The 16,158-nt window shown below is 69.3% G+C and carries 15 protein-coding genes and 2 pseudogenes; 11 read left to right on the forward strand and 6 right to left on the reverse strand.

Annotated elements, in window-relative coordinates; genetic code table 11:
- Window positions 1–5 precede the first annotated feature (5 nt).
- Window positions 6–1,157: a serine/threonine-protein kinase gene (locus B1H19_RS00885; RefSeq protein WP_418361419.1), complete on the forward strand. Its 1,152-nt coding sequence runs from the start codon at window positions 6–8 to the stop codon at window positions 1,155–1,157.
- On the opposite strand, the pseudogene B1H19_RS39460 reads toward B1H19_RS00885, so the two are convergent.
- A pseudogene (locus B1H19_RS39460) lies at window positions 1,150–1,281 on the reverse strand (IS5 family transposase); the annotation flags it as partial. The gene B1H19_RS00885 and the pseudogene B1H19_RS39460 overlap by 8 nt on opposite strands.
- A 93-nt stretch (window positions 1,282–1,374) precedes the next feature.
- Here B1H19_RS39460 and B1H19_RS00895 point away from each other — a divergent pair.
- Window positions 1,375–1,743: pseudogene (locus B1H19_RS00895) on the forward strand (integrase core domain-containing protein); the annotation flags it as partial.
- A gap of 175 nt (window positions 1,744–1,918) precedes the next feature.
- Here the strand turns inward: B1H19_RS00895 and B1H19_RS00900 are convergent.
- Window positions 1,919–2,425 carry a DUF1003 domain-containing protein gene (locus tag B1H19_RS00900; protein WP_237288988.1) on the reverse strand — a complete coding sequence of 169 codons (507 nt, stop codon included), beginning with the start codon at window positions 2,423–2,425 and terminating at the stop codon, window positions 1,919–1,921.
- 385 nt (window positions 2,426–2,810) lie between these two features.
- On the opposite strand from B1H19_RS00900, the gene B1H19_RS00905 reads away from it, so the two are divergent.
- On the forward strand, window positions 2,811–3,263 hold the full coding sequence (locus B1H19_RS00905; protein WP_083102372.1) for a VOC family protein: 453 nt from the start codon (window positions 2,811–2,813) through the stop codon (window positions 3,261–3,263).
- 293 nt (window positions 3,264–3,556) lie between these two features.
- On the opposite strand, the gene B1H19_RS00910 is transcribed toward B1H19_RS00905, so the two are convergent.
- Entirely contained in the window at window positions 3,557–6,829 is a 3,273-nt protein-coding gene (locus B1H19_RS00910; RefSeq protein ID WP_083102373.1) for an AfsR/SARP family transcriptional regulator, read from the reverse strand.
- 141 nt (window positions 6,830–6,970) lie between these two features.
- On the opposite strand from B1H19_RS00910, the gene B1H19_RS00915 reads away from it, so the two are divergent.
- The 4 genes from B1H19_RS00915 to B1H19_RS00930 all read left to right on the forward strand — a co-directional run bounded on the left by B1H19_RS00915 (window position 6,971) and on the right by B1H19_RS00930 (window position 9,308).
- A complete protein-coding gene (locus B1H19_RS00915; RefSeq protein WP_083102374.1) occupies window positions 6,971–7,612 on the forward strand; it encodes a hemerythrin domain-containing protein in 642 nt (213 codons plus the stop codon).
- A gap of 55 nt (window positions 7,613–7,667) precedes the next feature.
- Complete coding sequence (locus B1H19_RS00920) at window positions 7,668–8,096, forward strand: DUF4267 domain-containing protein (protein ID WP_083102375.1); 429 nt, start codon at window positions 7,668–7,670, stop codon at window positions 8,094–8,096.
- Window positions 8,097–8,160: 64 nt separating this feature from the next.
- On the forward strand, window positions 8,161–8,604 hold the full coding sequence (locus B1H19_RS00925; protein ID WP_083102376.1) for a GNAT family N-acetyltransferase: 444 nt from the start codon (window positions 8,161–8,163) through the stop codon (window positions 8,602–8,604).
- Between the two features lie 155 nt (window positions 8,605–8,759).
- A complete protein-coding gene (locus tag B1H19_RS00930) occupies window positions 8,760–9,308 on the forward strand; it encodes a hypothetical protein (protein WP_083102377.1) in 549 nt (182 codons plus the stop codon).
- A 209-nt stretch (window positions 9,309–9,517) separates the two neighbouring features.
- Here B1H19_RS00930 and B1H19_RS00935 read toward each other — a convergent pair whose 3' ends face one another.
- The gene (locus tag B1H19_RS00935) at window positions 9,518–10,636 is read right to left on the reverse strand and encodes a hypothetical protein (RefSeq protein ID WP_083102378.1); all 1,119 of its coding nucleotides are present in this window, start codon (window positions 10,634–10,636) and stop codon (window positions 9,518–9,520) included.
- Between the two features lie 121 nt (window positions 10,637–10,757).
- Window positions 10,758–11,834 (reverse strand): hypothetical protein, encoded by a 1,077-nt coding sequence (locus B1H19_RS40425; protein WP_083102379.1) that lies wholly within the window; start codon window positions 11,832–11,834, stop codon window positions 10,758–10,760.
- A 749-nt stretch (window positions 11,835–12,583) separates the two neighbouring features.
- Between B1H19_RS40425 and B1H19_RS00945 the strand changes: the two genes are divergently transcribed.
- Window positions 12,584–13,360 carry a class I SAM-dependent methyltransferase gene (locus B1H19_RS00945; protein WP_083102380.1) on the forward strand — a complete coding sequence of 259 codons (777 nt, stop codon included), beginning with the start codon at window positions 12,584–12,586 and terminating at the stop codon, window positions 13,358–13,360.
- Window positions 13,361–13,477: 117 nt separating this feature from the next.
- On the forward strand, window positions 13,478–13,834 hold the full coding sequence (locus tag B1H19_RS00950) for a hypothetical protein (RefSeq protein WP_237288989.1): 357 nt from the start codon (window positions 13,478–13,480) through the stop codon (window positions 13,832–13,834).
- 585 nt (window positions 13,835–14,419) lie between these two features.
- On the opposite strand, the gene B1H19_RS38430 is transcribed toward B1H19_RS00950, so the two are convergent.
- Entirely contained in the window at window positions 14,420–14,563 is a 144-nt protein-coding gene (locus tag B1H19_RS38430; protein ID WP_159027913.1) for a hypothetical protein, read from the reverse strand.
- A gap of 338 nt (window positions 14,564–14,901) precedes the next feature.
- Between B1H19_RS38430 and B1H19_RS00955 the strand changes: the two genes are divergently transcribed.
- A complete protein-coding gene (locus B1H19_RS00955; RefSeq protein WP_083102382.1) occupies window positions 14,902–15,597 on the forward strand; it encodes a copper resistance D family protein in 696 nt (231 codons plus the stop codon).
- Between the two features lie 304 nt (window positions 15,598–15,901).
- Window positions 15,902–16,156: a hypothetical protein gene (locus tag B1H19_RS00960; protein WP_083102383.1), complete on the forward strand. Its 255-nt coding sequence runs from the start codon at window positions 15,902–15,904 to the stop codon at window positions 16,154–16,156.
- Window positions 16,157–16,158 lie beyond the last annotated feature (2 nt).

A 16,158-nucleotide genomic window follows, 5' to 3' on the forward strand; every position in this document is an offset into this window, starting at 1 on the left:
ATCAGTTGGAACGGATCGGGTCGTACGCCGTGGTGCGGGAACTTGGTGCGGGCGGGATGGGCACCGTGTATCTGGCCCGGTCGCGCGGCGGGCGTCTGCTGGCGGTGAAGGTACCCAGAGCTGAGCTGGCCGCGGACGCGGCCTTCCGGGCCAGGTTCCGGGTTGAGGTGGACGCGGCGCGCGCGGTCGGCGGCATCCACACGGCGCAGGTGGTGGACGCCGATCCGGAGGGAGATCCGCCCTGGCTGGCCACGGTGTATGTGCCGGGCCCGACGCTCGCCCACTTGATCACCGCCGAAGGGCCCATGGCTGAGGAGGAGTTGAGGCAACTCGGCGCGGCGCTGGCGGAGGCGCTGCAGGCGGTGCATGGGTGCGAGATCGTGCACCGCGACCTGAAGCCGGGCAATATCATCATGGCCCCGGACGGTCCGCGGGTCCTGGACTTCGGCATCGCCCGGGCCGTCGAATCCACTCGGCTGACGATGACGGGCCATGCCTTCGGTACCCCGGGGTATCTCGCGCCCGAGCAGGCGGAGGGCCGGGATGTGACGGGCGCCGCCGATGTGTTCGCCCTCGGTGCCGTCCTTGTAGCGGCGGCGGGCGGCAGCGCCTTCGGCGAGGGCACACCGATGATGCTGATGTACCGCTCGGTGCATGCGGAGGCGGACCTCTCACCAGTCCCGGAGGGCATACGCGGGATCGTCGGAGCCTGCCTCGAGAAGGACCCGGCCCACCGGCCCACGACGGAGCAACTACTCGACGCCTTCACCGGGGTCGTAGACGCCTCGCACCCGCCCACCGTCGTAGCGCCACCTGCCACCCTCGTGATGCCGACGGCCGACCCCGACCCGGCCGAGGAGTTCACCGGCGAGGAAGCGGAGTACTTTCAAGCCCAGGACACCGAACGTGCCCTGTTCATCGGAGATTTCGGCGTCGATATCCGCCGCGCCGGCCGCACCGACGTGAGCATGGACTTCGAGTGGAGCGAGATCGCGAGCATCGGCCACGCTCTGGACGAAGACTCCCTGAAGTGCACGCTGTACATCCGGACCGTCGACGGCGTCCCGTGGGACTTCACCCTGATCGCGCCCGACAAGGTGACGCACAGCACATGGGCGAGACACCTGCAGTACGTCCTGGATCGCTACTGCGACTAAGGACAGGCTCGAACTGCAGGGAATCGCCGCGCTGCCCGGCCGTGATCACGATAGACATGGGCCTTTGGCCCTGCTCGACAGCCAAGTGCAGCTTCGTGGTCAGGCCGCCGCGCGAGCGCCCGAGTCCATGGTCGTCCGGCTCAACGGTGACGCCGCCGGGCGGTTCCTTCTGCAGCTCCCCCCCCTTTCCCTCGCCCCGGCGGCGTGCTGGTGGGCCCGACACACCGCGATCGCCTTCTGGCAACGAGCCCAAGCCTTCTTCGCCTCTCACGACATCACCGTCGAGCGGGTTCTGACCGACGACGGTGCCTGCTACAAGTCCAAACTGTTCACCCAAGCCCTTACCAAGGCCGGCATCGCCCACAAGCGCATTCGGCCCTACCGGCCACAAACCAATGGCAAGGTCGAACGCTTCAACCGCACCCTGCTCGACGAATGGGCATACCTACGGCCCTACACCAGCAACACCGCACGCACCGAAGCCCTGGCAGGCTTCCCACACCTACAACCACCACCGCTGCCACACCGCACTCAACGGCACCCACCCATCACCCGCGTTAACAACGCTCCAGGTCAATACACCTAGGCCGCGTAGCGGTCAACGGTCATTTCTCAACCCCGTCCACAACACCTGCCCCCGGCGCGTGGAGGCGCGAGAGCGAGGTCGGCTGTACCGGAGCCCTGCCGCGCGCGGACGCCCGCCCTGCGCAACGCTCCTTTACGAATGCGACCAGATCGAAAAAACGTACGACGAGGACCGGCTACCGGGAGGCCTGGCCGGACCCGGTCATCCGGGAGCGGTTCTCCGCGAGGGCTTCCTGTACCTTGCGCTCGACCTCCGCCGGGTCGACACCCAGGGCGCGGCCCATGTGGATCGACCACACCTCGGAGCGCACATTGGTCTCGAAGTCGAGGTCGGCGCGGACGTTCTCGCGAGCGGCCTGGCGGTTCTGGCTCAGCATCACGAAGGTGGACAGGAAGATCGCTTCCAGGCTGACGATCATCGTGAGCAGCCCGAAGGGGAAGGGATCCCAGACGGCCTGCTGACCGAACACGCCTTCGTTGCAGACGATCCAGACCGTGAACCACGCCGCGTGGAGGTAGACGAACAGCATGGTGCCGGCGAAGGCGGTGATCGCGTCCGCGATCCGGTCCTCGGTCCCGCGCATCCGTGCGAGCACGTCCTGCTCGTGCCGCAGCCGCAGAGTCAGGCCGCCCGGACGCCTCGGATGCCCCTGACCGCCCTCGCCACTCGCCGCACCGTCCACGCTCACTCCCGACCGCCGTCCACGTGCACCGGCCGACAGCGTACGGGCGGGCCGGTTCCCACCTCGCGACGACCGACGGTGGACACGCCCGAATACATCGCGCGGTGGAGCGGCACCTGGGCCGGGGCCCGACAGCGTTCCGTGGGGAGATCCGGGCCTGCTCGACGACGATCTCCTCGCTGTCGGTGGCCGGTGCCTCGATGGTCGGGGCGATGAAGTCTTCGACCGGCATCGCCGACTCGTCGCCCTCGGCACCGACCAGGCCGGTGGCCACCCATGGCGGCCGACCGCGACCACCTCCCCTGGCACGCGTGTCCACCCGGGCCACCACAGGCACCCATGCACCACTATGTGCACCAACATCCCGTTTGCCTGGAGGCTGCGCATGAGCCGTGATGATTTTCCCTACCCAGAGACCGGACTGCTCCTCACCCACTTCCTGACGGTGGCCGACGTCGCCCGAGCCCGCGCCTTCTACACCGACGTTCTGGGCGGTGAAGTGGTCCTCGCCGAGAACCCCTGCATCGTCAAGCTCGCCAACGGATGGATCATCATGAATCCCGGCGGTGGGCCGACCCCCGACAAGCCGGACGTCACCCTGCGCCCGCCCACGGACCCGAACACGGTCAGCAGCTTCCTCAACATCCGCGTCGCCGACATCGAGGAATGCCACCGACAGTGGAGCGCCAAGGGAGCCGAATTCCTCACCCCGCCCCTCGACCGCAAAGCCGAACTACGCTGCTATCTGCGAGACCCCGACGGCTACCTCATCGAAGTAGGACAAGCCACCGGCATGCAGCAGGGCGTCTTCGCCGACCCACCCGCCGGCAACCACTGACACCGACGAGCTTCGACCGCGGCCGCCTGCTGCGAAACCCCAGTCGAAGCGGTGTATCAACGAGCTCAACCAGTGGCGCACCCTGGCCACGCGTGACGACAAGACCGCCATTCTTGCTTCGCCCCGATGAAGATCTCGGGGCCGGGAAGCATCAGCTGCTCGGTGTGGGCCACCCGGACGAGGACAGGAGCGCCCCGAACGCGTGGACCGCGCTTCGAGAGACATACGTGATCGCGTTCGCCGCCGGTTCGGGTCGGCACGGCGGCAGGAAGATCGCGGACGACGGCTTCGGGTCAGCGCTCCTGCGGCGGCGAAACGCGGACGCTGAGAGCAAGCGCGGCATGTGTGCGGGCATCGGCGGACCAGTGGGGGGCGTTCCACTGGCCGGCGATGGCGGCGGCGCGGGCGAAGTGGGCGGCAGCCTCGTCGTTCCGGCCGAGGAGGAGGGCGAGTTCGCCGAGCGTGTGGGCGACCGGGCACAGGGCCAGCGACAGGCTCTCCGCACCGGCCGGGGGACCGTCGCGGTGGGGAAGCAGGTCCGCGTAGATCTCCTCGGCGGCGTCGCGGTCGTTCAGCGCGACGATCGCCATCGCGCGCAGGCTCGTCAGGAAGGTGAAGAAGAAGTCGGGCCGGATCGGGCTTGGTGACATGCGGGCCTGGCGTGCCTCGTCGCTGCGGCCGGCGGCGTGGAGGGCGAGCGCGAGAAGGTCGGTGACCATCGGGCCGAGCGCCTCGTGGAGAGCGCGGATGTCGTCCAGGTGGTCGCCGAGTGTGCCGTCGTTCAGCCAGATCGCCGCCAGCGCGAGGGGGAGGAAGCCGGCGTGCACCGATCCGGCGCGTTCCATGTGTGCGGTGGCCTCGGCGTAGTGGCGCTCGGCGTCGGCGAAGCGGCCCTCGATGAGCACCAGGCTCGCCAGCGCGATCTCGGCTGCGCCGATCGCCTCCGGCATCCGGTAGGCGCGGGCGAGGTCGAGCGCCTCCCTGGTCACGCGGCGCATGGTCGCCGGGTCGTTGGCCGCGACGGCGTTCGCAGCCTGGTTGAGCAGCCCGGTCACGCGGTAGACGGGCAGGTCGTGCTCGACGCCGATCTCCACCAGCTCGCGGGCGTCCTCGTCCCGCCCGGGGCCGCCGGCCAGGACCAGGAGCGCCGCGGCCCGCAGGCGGGGATCGGTGGCGAGGTCGAGTGCTTCCCGCGCCGCTGCCATGACCGTCGGATCGTCCTCGCCCACCAGCTCGTTGGCGTACGCGGTGAGGAGGCGGGATCGCACGTCGGGGGCGAGGCCGGTCCGCTTGAGCAGGCGGCTGAGGCGGTCGACGAGGGGACGGTCGACCGTGCCGTACGTGCGGGCCTGCCAGGGGGTGGGCTCGGTCCAGGCGGTGAACGCGGCGATCATCAGGTCGTCGCGGCCGATCGACTCGGCGTATTCCACGGCCCGCTCACGCGTGTCCCTGGCCGCAGCGACCGCCCCGGCCCTGATCTGCGCGCGCAGCAGTTTGCCGAGCAGGCCGACGCGCTCGTCCGGATCGCCGGAGTTGGCGACGGCGTCGGCCAGGAGCGCGGCCGCCACGTCGTGGGCGTAGCGCGCCTCGGCCAGCTCGGCGGCCCGTACGCAATAGCCGACGGCCTTCGATGATCCGGCTCGCGCGTAGTGATGGGCGAGCGCCGCGACGTCGCCGGTGTCCTCCAGGGCGGCGGCGATCCGGGCGTGCATCCTGGTGGCCCGCAATCGGGTGACGTCGGCGACCAGCGTGTCCCTGACCAGCGCGTGAACGAACCGGACGCGCCCGGGCCCGGGCTCGTCGAGCAACCCGGCGATGACGCCCGCGTCCAGCGCGTCCAGCACACCGTCCTCGTCGCAGTCGGCGGCCTGCACGAGCACGTCCACCGCACTTTCCCGGCCGGCCACCGCCGCCAGCCGCAGGACGGACACGCCGCTCTCGGGGAGCCGTGCCAGCCGGCGCCGCAGCACGTCCCGTACGCCCTCGGGGACCTCGGAGAGCGCGACCAGCGCGCCCTCGCCGGTCAGCAGCCGCGCGCTCTCCCGCACATAGAACGGGTTGCCGCCGGTCCGCTCGGCGATCCCGGCCACGGTCGCGTCGTCGGCCTCGCATTCGGCGCGTACGAGCTCCGCGACGGCGTCGCCTTTCAGTCCGGGCAGGTCCAGCCGGAGGGGCGCGGTGCGGGCGAGGGAGGCGAGCGTGTCGGTGAGGCGCTCGCTCTCGTCCGCGCGGTACGCCGCGACGACCAGGATCGGGGCCCGCGCGCCGACGCCGCCGCCGAGCAGTTCCAGCGTGGCGGCGTCCGCCCAGTGGAGGTCGTCCAGGACGACGGCGACCGGCCGGTCGGCGGCGGCCGCCGCGAGCCAACTCCACACGGCCTGCCGCAGTCGGAATCGCCCGGCCGCCGCGTCACCGTCCACCGGCGCGGAGTCGGAGAGCAGCGGCGCCAGGTCGTCCGCGAACGCCCCCGGAGGAACGCTCACGGCCACCTTCCGCAGCGCCTCGACCCAGGCCCATGCGGGCGGCGCGCCGTCCGCCTCGGGACAGCGCCCGGCGGCCACGAGCCACCCGTCGTGTCCGAGTCGCGCGCCGAGGTGCTCCAGCAGCGTCGATTTGCCGAGCCCCGCCTCCCCGGTGACGAGCGCGACGCGCGCCCCGTCGGCGGCGGCCTCCCCGGCGGCCGCCACCAGCGCCGCAAGCTCGCCCTCCCGCCCCACGAACGGTGTCGCGCCGGGCCCGTTGTGCGAAGGCGGCGGCGCGGTTGCCCGGGGCCGGGGCGGGTCTGCGGAGGGCCGCGGGACGGCCGCGCGCAGGACGTCCGTGCGCTGGGTGAGGATCGCCTCTTCCAGGGCCACCAGGTCGGGACCGGGGTCGAGACCCAGTTCGTCGGCGAAGGTGGCGCGGGCGCGGCGGAGCGCGGCCAGGGCGTCGGCCTGGCGGCCGCTGCTCCACAGCGCGAGGGCGTGCAGTCGCCAGCCCTCCTCGCGCAGGGGAGCGTCGCGGGTGAGGCCCTCCGCTTCGGGTACCACCGCCGCGGGGTCGCCGAGCCGCAGTCCCGCCGCGATGTGCAGTTCGCGGGCGACCAGGCGCAGTTCGTTCAGCCGGGCGGTCTCGGGGGCGGCCCACGGCTCGTCGGCGACCTCGGCGAACGCGGGTCCGCGCCACAGCGCCAGCGCCTCCTCCAGCCGGGCGCGGGCGTCACGGGGATCGGCGGGCGTACGGGCCTCGTCGATCAGTTCCTGGAAGCGCCATGCGTCGACCGCCCCCGGCGGCAGCCGCAGTGCGTAGCCGGGCGACGCGCTCACCAGCAGGCGGGCCGGGGTCCGCGGCGGACGGCCGGGTTCCAGCAGGCGGCGCAGGTTCGACACGTATGCCTGCAACGACGCCAGGGCGCGCGACGGCGGTTCGCCGCGCCAGAGATCCTCGACCATCCGGTCGACCGGCACGACCTGCCCGCGCGCCGCCACCAGCAGAGCCAGCACGCCGCGCTGCCGCGGTCCGCCGAGGGGAACGGGCGCGCCGCCGACCTCGGCCGCGAACGAGCCCAACACCCGGATCAAGACCATGACTTGGCACATCGTACGCGCGTCCGCCCCTCCGCGACCACAGGCGTTCCAAGTCGGCTCCAAGTGCCTTCCAAACCCCGGCAGTCAGTCTTGAGCACGTCGAACAGAGCAAGGGCACCAACAGATGAAGGGCAGCAACAGATGAGCGTCAACACCCAGGACATGGAGATCGTCCACCGCGCCTTCCGCCGCGAGTCGCGGCTGCTGACGGAGCTCGTCGCGGCCGTCGCCCCGGGCGACACCGCTCGCGCCAAGGCGATCGCCGACCACTTCCGCGACTACCGGCTGGGACTGAAGAACCATCACGAGGGCGAGGACGAGCTCCTGTGGCCGCCGCTCCTGTCCCGGGTCGATCTGGAGGCGGACATCGTCCTGCGCATGGAGGCCCAGCACGAGCGCGTCGCAGCCACGCTGAGCAGGCTGGACACCGCGGTCCCGGCGTGGGAGACCACCGCCGGAGCCAACGAGCGCGACACCCTCGTGGCGGCCCTCGCCGATCACCGGGCGGTCCTGCTCGAACACCTCGACGACGAGGAGGCCACCCTTCTCCCGCTCGCGGCCCACCACATCACCGAACAGGAATGGGCCTCCCTGGGCGACCACTTGGTGGCCAACACGCCCAAGCTCACCCTGCTCACACTCTTCGGTCTCGTCCTGGAGGACGCGAACCCGGCCGAGCGCACCACGCTCCTCTCCGCCCTCCCCGCACCGGTACGCGGCATCTGGCACGTCATCGGCCGCCCCCGCTACACCCGCCACATCCGCCGCGTCCGCGCGGCCTGACCCTGACCCTCCCGGCACGAACCCGAACGCGACCCGACCCCGCAAGGAGACAACCATGTCACTCAAGACCGTCAACACCGCCCTGACCACAGCCCTTGTCCTGTTCATCTTCTGGTTCGGGGTGGACTTCGTCGTGACCCCCGAGACCGTCGCGCCGACCTTCGGCCTGCCGAGCTGGCCCTCCGGCGACGGCGGTGGCTTCCTGATCGTGAAAGGCATCCGCGACATCGTGGGCGGCCTGGTCCTGGGCGTCCTGCTGCTGACCGGTCAGCGCCGCGCCCTGGGCTGGGTCCTGCTGGTCGAGGCCCTCATCCCGATCGGCGACATGACCAACGTGCTCGCCCACCACGGCTCCACCACCGCCGCGTTCGGCATCCACGGCCTGACCGCAGTGCTGATGGTCATCATGGGCCTGCTGACCCTGCGCGAGACCCGCGAGGCCAACGCCGCCCCGGTGGCCGCCCCGGTCCCCGCCAGGGGGTAGCGCCGGTACCGGCAGTGCCCCACCACGCATCCCCGAGGGTGAGCCGACCGCCGCATCGGAACTGATGGCTCGATCCCATAGCGTCGTCGAGCAGTACTTCGACGCGAACGGCACCAGCGCTCTTGCAGGCAAGCCCGGTACCTACGTCATCGCCGACAAGGAAACCGACCGGTGCATCGGGACACGCGTACTCGACCGCCGCTCCCCCGACCTTCCCGGACACGTCACCGAGGAAGGCGGGGAGCTGGAGCTCACCTACCTGCTCCGGCGCGGAAGTTGGGGTGCGGGGCTGGCATTCGAGGCCGCCACGGCCATGTTGCGTGCCGCCGCCGGTGAGCTGCCCGACCAGCCGATCCTGGTGGTGACCCAGACGGCCAACGAGCGCTCCCTCAAGCTCGCCGCCCGTCTCGGCTTCCAGCGCATGGGCACCTTCGAGGCGCATGACGCGGAGCAAACCCTCGCCGTAGCCGACCTGCACGCGTTCAAGGACCGGCCTCCTCTCCCTTGACCCACGCTCAAAGCAGGGCAGCCGATACTGCCTACGGCATGCGGCAGGGGCACGTTCGGTAACGTGCCGGGCGGCCGCTTCGACGCCGGGGCGGGCGTACCGGCAGGTCTTTCACCGGAATCCCCAAGATCTTTCGACGCACTTCGGAGCAGCCCGTGAGCAACGCTTACTCTCCCGTCCCGGAACTCAATAGCCTCAAGGAGTTCCAAGAGCGCTGTGGAAGCGAGTACTACGCCAACGAATTCGAGCTCGTCGAGTTCGGCAAGCCCAGCGGGGCCGAGACATATTCGGACGAGCAAGAGTTCATCGACAGCTTCGTGTGCTTCGCCCGCGCCAACAGATCCGGTTCGGACTATGCGTTCTGGCGCGTCGACCACCGTGCGGACCTGGCCGCGTCGCCCGTGGTGGTCTTCGGGGACGAGGGCGGAATATGTGTCGTCGCCGGCAACATCCGGGACCTGTTTCGGCAACTCGGATGTGACTGGTGGCAGTGGCCTTCCTGGGAAAGTGCCCAGTTCATGGAGCCCGACCCCGACGACAAGCCCAGCCCCCGCCATGGGGACTATCTCGAATGGCTGAAGGAGAACTTCGGCCTCACCCCGCCGGACGATCCCAATGAGCTCCGGCACATCGCAGAGGCCGAGTTCGGCGCTCGGCTGGAGAGCTGGGTGGATCGCTTCTACCAAGACCCCATGGACCTGTGACCTGCGGCGCCGGTCAACAGCCCGTCATTTCTGGAGCTGGGCCGACGAACGCTGCCGTCCGCCGGCTTCCCTCCCGGGCCCGGCCAGGCGGGTGATGCTCCTGCCTGGCCGGGCAGGTGAGGGCCGCCTGGCCGTCAGCCCGGAAGCCGTATCCGCGACGGCCTGCACGGGGTCGACAGGCGGCTGTCCTCACCGTATGGCCGCCGTGATCACTCTCCCTGCCCACGATCGAGGTTCAGGCACAGCGCCCAGACGTCGGAGTAGGTGTCCGGTGAGGGTGATCCCCCGACGTGGATGTCCGCGGTCCAATGCGCGGCCGTGCTGGTCCCGTCGCTGACCGGGTTGCCGTCGGCGTCGCTGGGGAAGCTTCCGATGAGGTGGGTTCCGCCCGAGCCTGCCTTGGTGAAGTCGGTAGTGGTCACGTTGCCTCCGCTGGCGGCGGCGCCCCCGCTGACCAGTACCTGATGCTCCCTTCCGTTGGTGCGTTCCTCGGCCTGTTGGGGGCAACCGACGGTTGCGGTCTGGCTCGTGCCTGCCGTGGTCGGGCCGCTCAGCTCGCGGAAGTGGACTGTCGTGGTGATGTTTCGGGCGTTGGCATCGTCTCCGCTGCAGATCGCGTAGGCGTATGTCGTGTTGTCGCTGTCGCGTCCGCCGCCGATTCCCCCGACGGCGGTCCAGGAGTCGGGGTTGGTCTCGCCGTCGGCCGCGGCCTTCTGGCCGAAGTCGTGTGCGGCGTCGTTGAAGGTCGGGAAGCTGGCGATCGGCTTGAGGCTGCCGACGCTGGCGGGGGTGGTCCGGGCGCCGCCGCCGAGCAGGACCGTGCCGGTCGGGCAGGTTGCCACGACGGTTTTCGCGGTCTGTCCGACGGAAGGTCCGGCGATCTTGTTCATGACCACCTGGGTGTGCTTGATCCGGTTGCTGGAAAGGCACATCGCGTAGGGGGTGGTGGAGAATTCGGGGCTGGAGTTGCTCCCGCTTCCGCCGAACGCGAGCCAGTGCGTGACGTCGGTGCCGACGACCCCGGTCGAGCCGGTGTATTCGGTGACGCCGTCGGGGCTGGGCGCGATGCCCATCACGTGGTTGCCGTTGCCTGCCCGGTCGCTGCCGGTGTTCTGCTCGATCCCGCCGCCGGAAATGAGACCTTGGCCGCAGTCCGCGTGGGCCGAGACTCCGGTGAAGGGGGTCGCGGGGCCCATGGTGGGCCCGGGGGTCGTCACGGTGACGTCTGCGGTGTCGGCGTACGCGATCTCCGGCACTGCCAGGGCGATCAGGGCACCCGGGATGAGTATCTTCGTCAGGGCGGACTTCCGGGAAAGCCTCTTCGTCATCGAATTCTGCCTTTCTGGTGTCCCGCGGTGAACGTGGCGGGACGGCGTTCATGGGAGCGGGGTGTTCTGCGGGCGGGGTGTCGGGGTGTCGGGCCGCCCGTAGGCCAGTGGTGCCGGTGCGTCAGACGCCGTCGTTGGCGCAGAGCGCCCAGACGTCGGAGTGGTTGGCCGTCGACGTCATCCCGCCGGTGTGTGTGAACGCCGTCCAGGACACCGCCGTCGTGGTCCCGTCACCGACGGGGTTGCCGCTGGAGTCGCTGGGGAAGCTTCCGTTGAGGTGATCGCCGGCCGAGCCCGGTCCGGTGAAGTCGGTGGTGGTCACGTTGCCCCCGCTGATGGCCGCGCCCCCGCTCACCAGTTTCCCGTCCCCGACACCGCAGCCGACGGTGGTGTTCTGGCCGGTGCTCCCGGTGTTCGGACCGTTTGCCTCGCTGTAGCGGACCTTCACGGTGACGCCGCTGACGTTGATGCCGCTACCACTGCAGATCGCGTAGGCATAGGTCTCGTTGCCGGCGTTGGTGCTGTTGTCCCATCCGACGGCGCTCCAGGAGTCGGGGTTGGTCTCGCCGTCCGCGGCGGCCTTCTTTCCGAAGTCGTGTGCGGAGTTGTTGAAGGTGGGGAAGCTGGCGATCGCCTTGAGGTTGCCGGTATTGCTCGGCGTGACCAGGGCACCGCCACCGAGCAGGGCCGTGTTGGTCGGGCAGGTCGCCGTCACGAGACCCGGGGTCGACGCGGTGGCGGGTGCGTTCACCTTGTTCATGACCACCTGGGTGTGGTTGATGAGGTTGCTGGTGAGGCAGACCGCGTAAGGGGTGGTGGAGAAAGAGGAGTTGACCTGTCCGCCGCTTCCGCCCTTCGCGATCCAGTACGCCACGTCGGTACCGACGACCCCGGTTGTGCCGGTGTATTCGGCGGAACCGTCCGAGCTGGGCTCGGTGCCCAGCACGTGATTGCCGTTCACCCCCGCTCCGGTGCCGATGGCCTGGTCGATCCCACCGCTGGAGATGAGGCCGCTGGTGCAGTGGGCACTGGTGGAGATCGAGGAGTCGATGGTGGCGGGTCCGAGAGTGGCGCCGGGGGTGCGCACGGTGGCGCTCACGGTGTTGGCGTACGCGGCCCCTGGCGCCGCCAGGATCAGTAGGGCCCCTATGACGAGTGCTCTTCCTGCGGTGAAGCGCCGCAGAGACGTCTTTGTCATCGAATTCTCCCTTTCGAGGTTTCCCTGTGGTGCACATGGGCATAGCGGCGCTGTTCTGATGCGCAGCCCTCGGCCCGTGGTGCCGTCGCATCGGTCGACGTGGACGGCCGCTTGGTGGAAGGCCCGCTTGGTGGAAGGCCGAATGGTGGAAGGCCGAATGGTGGAAGGCCGAATGGTGGTCGGCGGGGGTGGAAACGGTGCACACGCCGGTCGACACAGTGCGCGGAGAGCCGTGCGCTCCCCGGGCCGGCGCGCACCCCTGACGTCGGCTCAGCCAGTTGAACGCATCAGCGCAGTCGCCGACCAGGTTTCGGGGATCCGCACATCAGACCCGCTGAGCAGGTATCGGCTTGCTGCTGCCGTGCTCCGAGGGCTCCGGAAGCACGAGGTTGCCCCGGCACGGGCTGCCACCGAGCAGGGCATCGCCGGGCTGTCGGGGATCGCCCACAACACCCGCTGCCGGACGCTGCCATGTGCGCAGACCCATGCCAGATCCTCCGTTTCGGCGGCTTGCGAGCGAAGCTGATTGAAGCAGCGGCCCGAGGGCGCGCACTACTGGTGTCCAGCACGAAAAAACGGCAGCTTTCGGCTGAGTGATTGGATGAGAGACCAGGGGATCGCGAGGTTGCCTGCCAGGTGCGCGCCGTGGAAAGTCGGTGCCTCTCCGCCAACAGCGATCGCACGTCGGGCACACAGGAGTGGGCCGCGGCGCCTAACGGTCGCCCGACTGTGACTACTAGGCTGCGACGATGGATCGCTTAACCGATGTGCCCGAGCGCCTCGCCCGGTCTGCGGATCTGGCCCGGGTGAATGACTACGACAGTTTCGCCGAGGCGTACTCGGCGGAGAACGAGCACAACCTCGTGAATGCGTACTACGCACGGCCCGCGATGCTGGACCTCGCCGGTGACGTGGCCGGCCGCCGGATCCTGGACGCCGGCTGCGGCTCCGGCCCCCTGTCCGCAGCACTGCGCGACCGCGGCGCCGTCGTCACCGGCATCGACACCAGCGCCGGGATGCTGGCACTGGCCAAGCGACGGCTCGGCGACGACGCGGACGTGCACCAGGTCGACCTTCGCGACCACTTGCCGTTCGACGACGGCGCGTTCGACGACGTGGTCTCTTCGCTGGTCCTGCACTACCTGGAGGACTGGGGGCCGACGCTGGCCGAGTTGCGGCGCGTGCTCAGGCCCGGCGGCCGGCTGATCGCGTCGGTGGACCACCCGATCGTGGCCTACACGATCCAGGAACCTCGGCCCGACTACTTCGCGACCACCAGCTATACCTTCGACTGGTCGTTCGGCGGGCAGACCGTCCCGATGAAGTTCTGGCGCAAGCCGTTGCACGCGATGATCGATGCCTTCACCAGCGCCGACTTCCGCCTATCCACCATCAGCGAGCCGCAGCCCGACCCGGCCGCCCGTGAACTCTTCCCCGACGGCTTCCACGACCTTTCGGCCAAACCCTGCTTCCTGTTCTTCGTTGTCGAGGTGCCGCCTTCAGCCACCGATTCGGACGATCAGTAGGGCCTGTCAGGTGCAGCATCCGTCAGTCTGAAGGCGAGGGTCGGCACGCGAGTGCAGCAGGCCTTGCTGCGGTGGTTCTAGAGTGACGCCATGGGGAGCAGGCGCAGGGTTCGTCGCATGGTGGTGGGCGGCACGGTGTACGGCTGGGCTTTCGGGCACCGGCATGATCGTGTGCGGGGCTACTCCGGGTGCAGCAACACGGTGGCACTGTGGCGTCCCGGAAGCCGAGCCTGTCTGCGTCTGGTGTTCCAGCCGACATCCGACCGAGCCATCTCCGACGGCTACTTCGACGAGGGCGCGGTGGTGCGCCTGCCGGACCGGGAGTATCTCAATCTCCACGAGCCTGGCAGCGTAAGGGCGTTGCTCGACGAGGCCCTGGCCCGTGGGCTGTTTCCCGCAACGGGGCCGGTGGAAGTGGACGGCTGGCCCCTTTTCGACGCTGTGAGACCGCAAGATCCGCCGGACAGACCGTAGCCCCCTCATGGCCGGGCTGTCGGTACCGGTTAGCAAGAGCCCTCAAGGGCGCTTGAGTCCCGTCCAGTTGGCCAGTGGCCTTGGGCCCCCGGTGCGCTTGTCGGCGTGCCCGCCGTCGGCGACCTCGACCTCGGTGTACTCGCTGCCGGAGAACTGTAGGTTCTCGCTTCTCTTGGCCCAATCCGACGTCCCGACCTGGGGATCTGTAGCCGTCTCAGTCGGGGCCAACCTCGTTTCGTCTCACGATCTTGGCCCATTGAGCGCGCTAGAGATACCAGAACTTGCCTGCCTTGTAGCCAGTTTCTGCCTTGGGTCAGCAATCTTCGGGCCGGCCCTGCCAGCCCCGACATGGCTTGAGTCGAAGCGACAGACGGACGCAATGACCCCAGTCTCTGCAGTGCTGACCATGCGACTCTTCCCGGCAGGTCACTCGTCGGAGCCGTACGTGATCCAGTGCTCAGGGACGAGGCCTTCTCCGTTGCTGCGCCTCCACTGTGCCCGAACAGCACCACGGAAGGGTTCCTCGTCCAAGTCTGCGTGTTCGAGGACGATGACCAAGGATGCCCTGTCGCGTACAGTACGCCGTCACAGCAAGAGGATCCGGAGCTTCTCCGGCGAGCAGAAGTACGTCACATTCGCAGCCACCGCCCGGGCGATCGAGGCGCCCTCTCCCCCGCTCTCGCTCAACGTCTGCTCGATCTCGTCCGTGCCAGGCTGGGGGACGTTCACGACTGGCCCGTGCCTTCGCGGGCGGACCCTTGTGGCGGATCCAGCTGACATGTTGTCGATCCAGGGTTGCCGCGGTCCAGCCAGGCCCGGGTCCGGCTGACGGCGACATACACCAGGCGCACCTCGGCTAAGACCAAGCCTCTCGGCTATCCCATCAGGGCACTTCGACCCACTCACCATGTTCACCTGAGGCACCCGCAGCACCTCTACCGCTCGGGGTCTGCGTGCGAGGGCCAGTGGCGATGCGTGCTGGGGGTTCTGGGACGGTAGCGGCGTGAGGGATCGCGCGGCGCCGGCTAGGGCCGATCGCCCTCGCCGCTCTGCCTCTCGCGCTGGCGGTGACCCTGATTGCCGCTGTTCCGACCACTGTCCCGCAGGCGACTGATGCCTGGCTGGACCTCATCTTCACCCAGATCCACATCATCAGCGGCACCGTGTGGCTCGGTGGCCTGCTCCTGCTGAGCCTCCTCGCGGGTACCCGCCGTCACTTGAGTCCGAACGCGGGCCCACTCTGGGCTGACATGTGGCGCCGCTTCAGCCTTCTCGCCATGATCTGCGTCGCCGCCGTGTTCATCTCGGGCCTCTGGATGAGCTGGGAATACGTGGGCGGAATCAACCAATTGCGGACCACCGGCTACGGCCTCGCCCTACTGGTGAAGATCCTGCTCGTCCTTGGGTTAGTCGCTGCGGGCGTCTTCAACCAGCTCTGGCTGATGCCGCCCATGACGCAAGCCCGCCGCGCCGGCGAAACCGCCTCACTCTTCCATCTAACGTTGCGTCACTTTCCCAAGGTCGTCTGGTCTGAGGTCATTCTGGGGCTGGCCGTCCTCATCGTCGTCCCCTTCCTCACCGGCTCCGCCCGCACAGAAAGCGGGCAGCCCGCAGGCCGCACCCTCAGCCGGCATCCTCGCCGCCGGCTTGGCACTTGCCCTCGCTCTCACGGCATCCCTCTACTCCACGGCCAAAACTTCCGACGCGCTCGGACGCCGACCGACCACCACCGCCCCTATCTGACACGATCACAAGTCCACTAAGCGCTGCCCCGTAAATGATCTTCGGGCCTCAGGCGTGGTGGCGGCGCCCACAGCACGTTCAGCCGCTCGGCGAGCGAAGCGGCCCTTCGCTCCAGCGCGACGGCCTGAATCCCTGAACGTGATGCACGGCTTCGAAAGGAGCGGCAGTGCTTTCGCCGGTGCGAGGCAGTCGGTATCGGGGGGCGGCCTTTCACCGCTGGTCGCAACCGAGCCGATCGGGTGATGGCCCGCCCGCAGAGAGTGTCGGCGTTGGCGCGGCCGGGAACGTGGGCCAGTCTCGTCGCGGAAAGGAGGCACGCCCAACATGGCCGTGCACCGCTTCGGATCTCCGCGCCGCGCCAGCGCCAGAGTGAAGTTCCTGGCGCTCATCGCGCTGGGCGCCGCCACTGCGCGCTCCAACGGTTCGGCCCCGGCCCCGGCCCCGACCGTCGACAAACACAAGGAACTCGGCCCGGACACCCGCCTTCAGGCCGGCGGGAACGGTCCGTCGTCGCCGGCCCCCGCCAACGCGACCTCGACCTCGACCTCGACCTCGACCTCGACCTCGACCGGACGGTAGCG

This window comes from Streptomyces gilvosporeus, from assembly GCF_002082195.1.
Taxonomy (GTDB): domain Bacteria; phylum Actinomycetota; class Actinomycetes; order Streptomycetales; family Streptomycetaceae; genus Streptomyces; species Streptomyces gilvosporeus.

Coding starts and splice junctions, on each gene's coding strand:
- B1H19_RS00960 (WP_083102383.1), top strand. CDS start 15,902: ATGGCCGTGCACCGCTTCGGATCTCCGCGCCGCGCCAGCGCCAGAGTG.
- B1H19_RS00915 (WP_083102374.1), top strand. CDS start 6,971: ATGAGCGTCAACACCCAGGACATGGAGATCGTCCACCGCGCCTTCCGC.
- B1H19_RS00935 (WP_083102378.1), bottom strand. CDS start 10,636: ATGACGAAGAGGCTTTCCCGGAAGTCCGCCCTGACGAAGATACTCATC.
- B1H19_RS00910 (WP_083102373.1), bottom strand. CDS start 6,829: ATGGTCTTGATCCGGGTGTTGGGCTCGTTCGCGGCCGAGGTCGGCGGC.
- B1H19_RS00950 (WP_237288989.1), top strand. CDS start 13,478: ATGGTGGTGGGCGGCACGGTGTACGGCTGGGCTTTCGGGCACCGGCAT.
- B1H19_RS00920 (WP_083102375.1), top strand. CDS start 7,668: ATGTCACTCAAGACCGTCAACACCGCCCTGACCACAGCCCTTGTCCTG.
- B1H19_RS00905 (WP_083102372.1), top strand. CDS start 2,811: ATGAGCCGTGATGATTTTCCCTACCCAGAGACCGGACTGCTCCTCACC.
- B1H19_RS00945 (WP_083102380.1), top strand. CDS start 12,584: ATGGATCGCTTAACCGATGTGCCCGAGCGCCTCGCCCGGTCTGCGGAT.
- B1H19_RS00925 (WP_083102376.1), top strand. CDS start 8,161: ATGGCTCGATCCCATAGCGTCGTCGAGCAGTACTTCGACGCGAACGGC.
- B1H19_RS40425 (WP_083102379.1), bottom strand. CDS start 11,834: ATGACAAAGACGTCTCTGCGGCGCTTCACCGCAGGAAGAGCACTCGTC.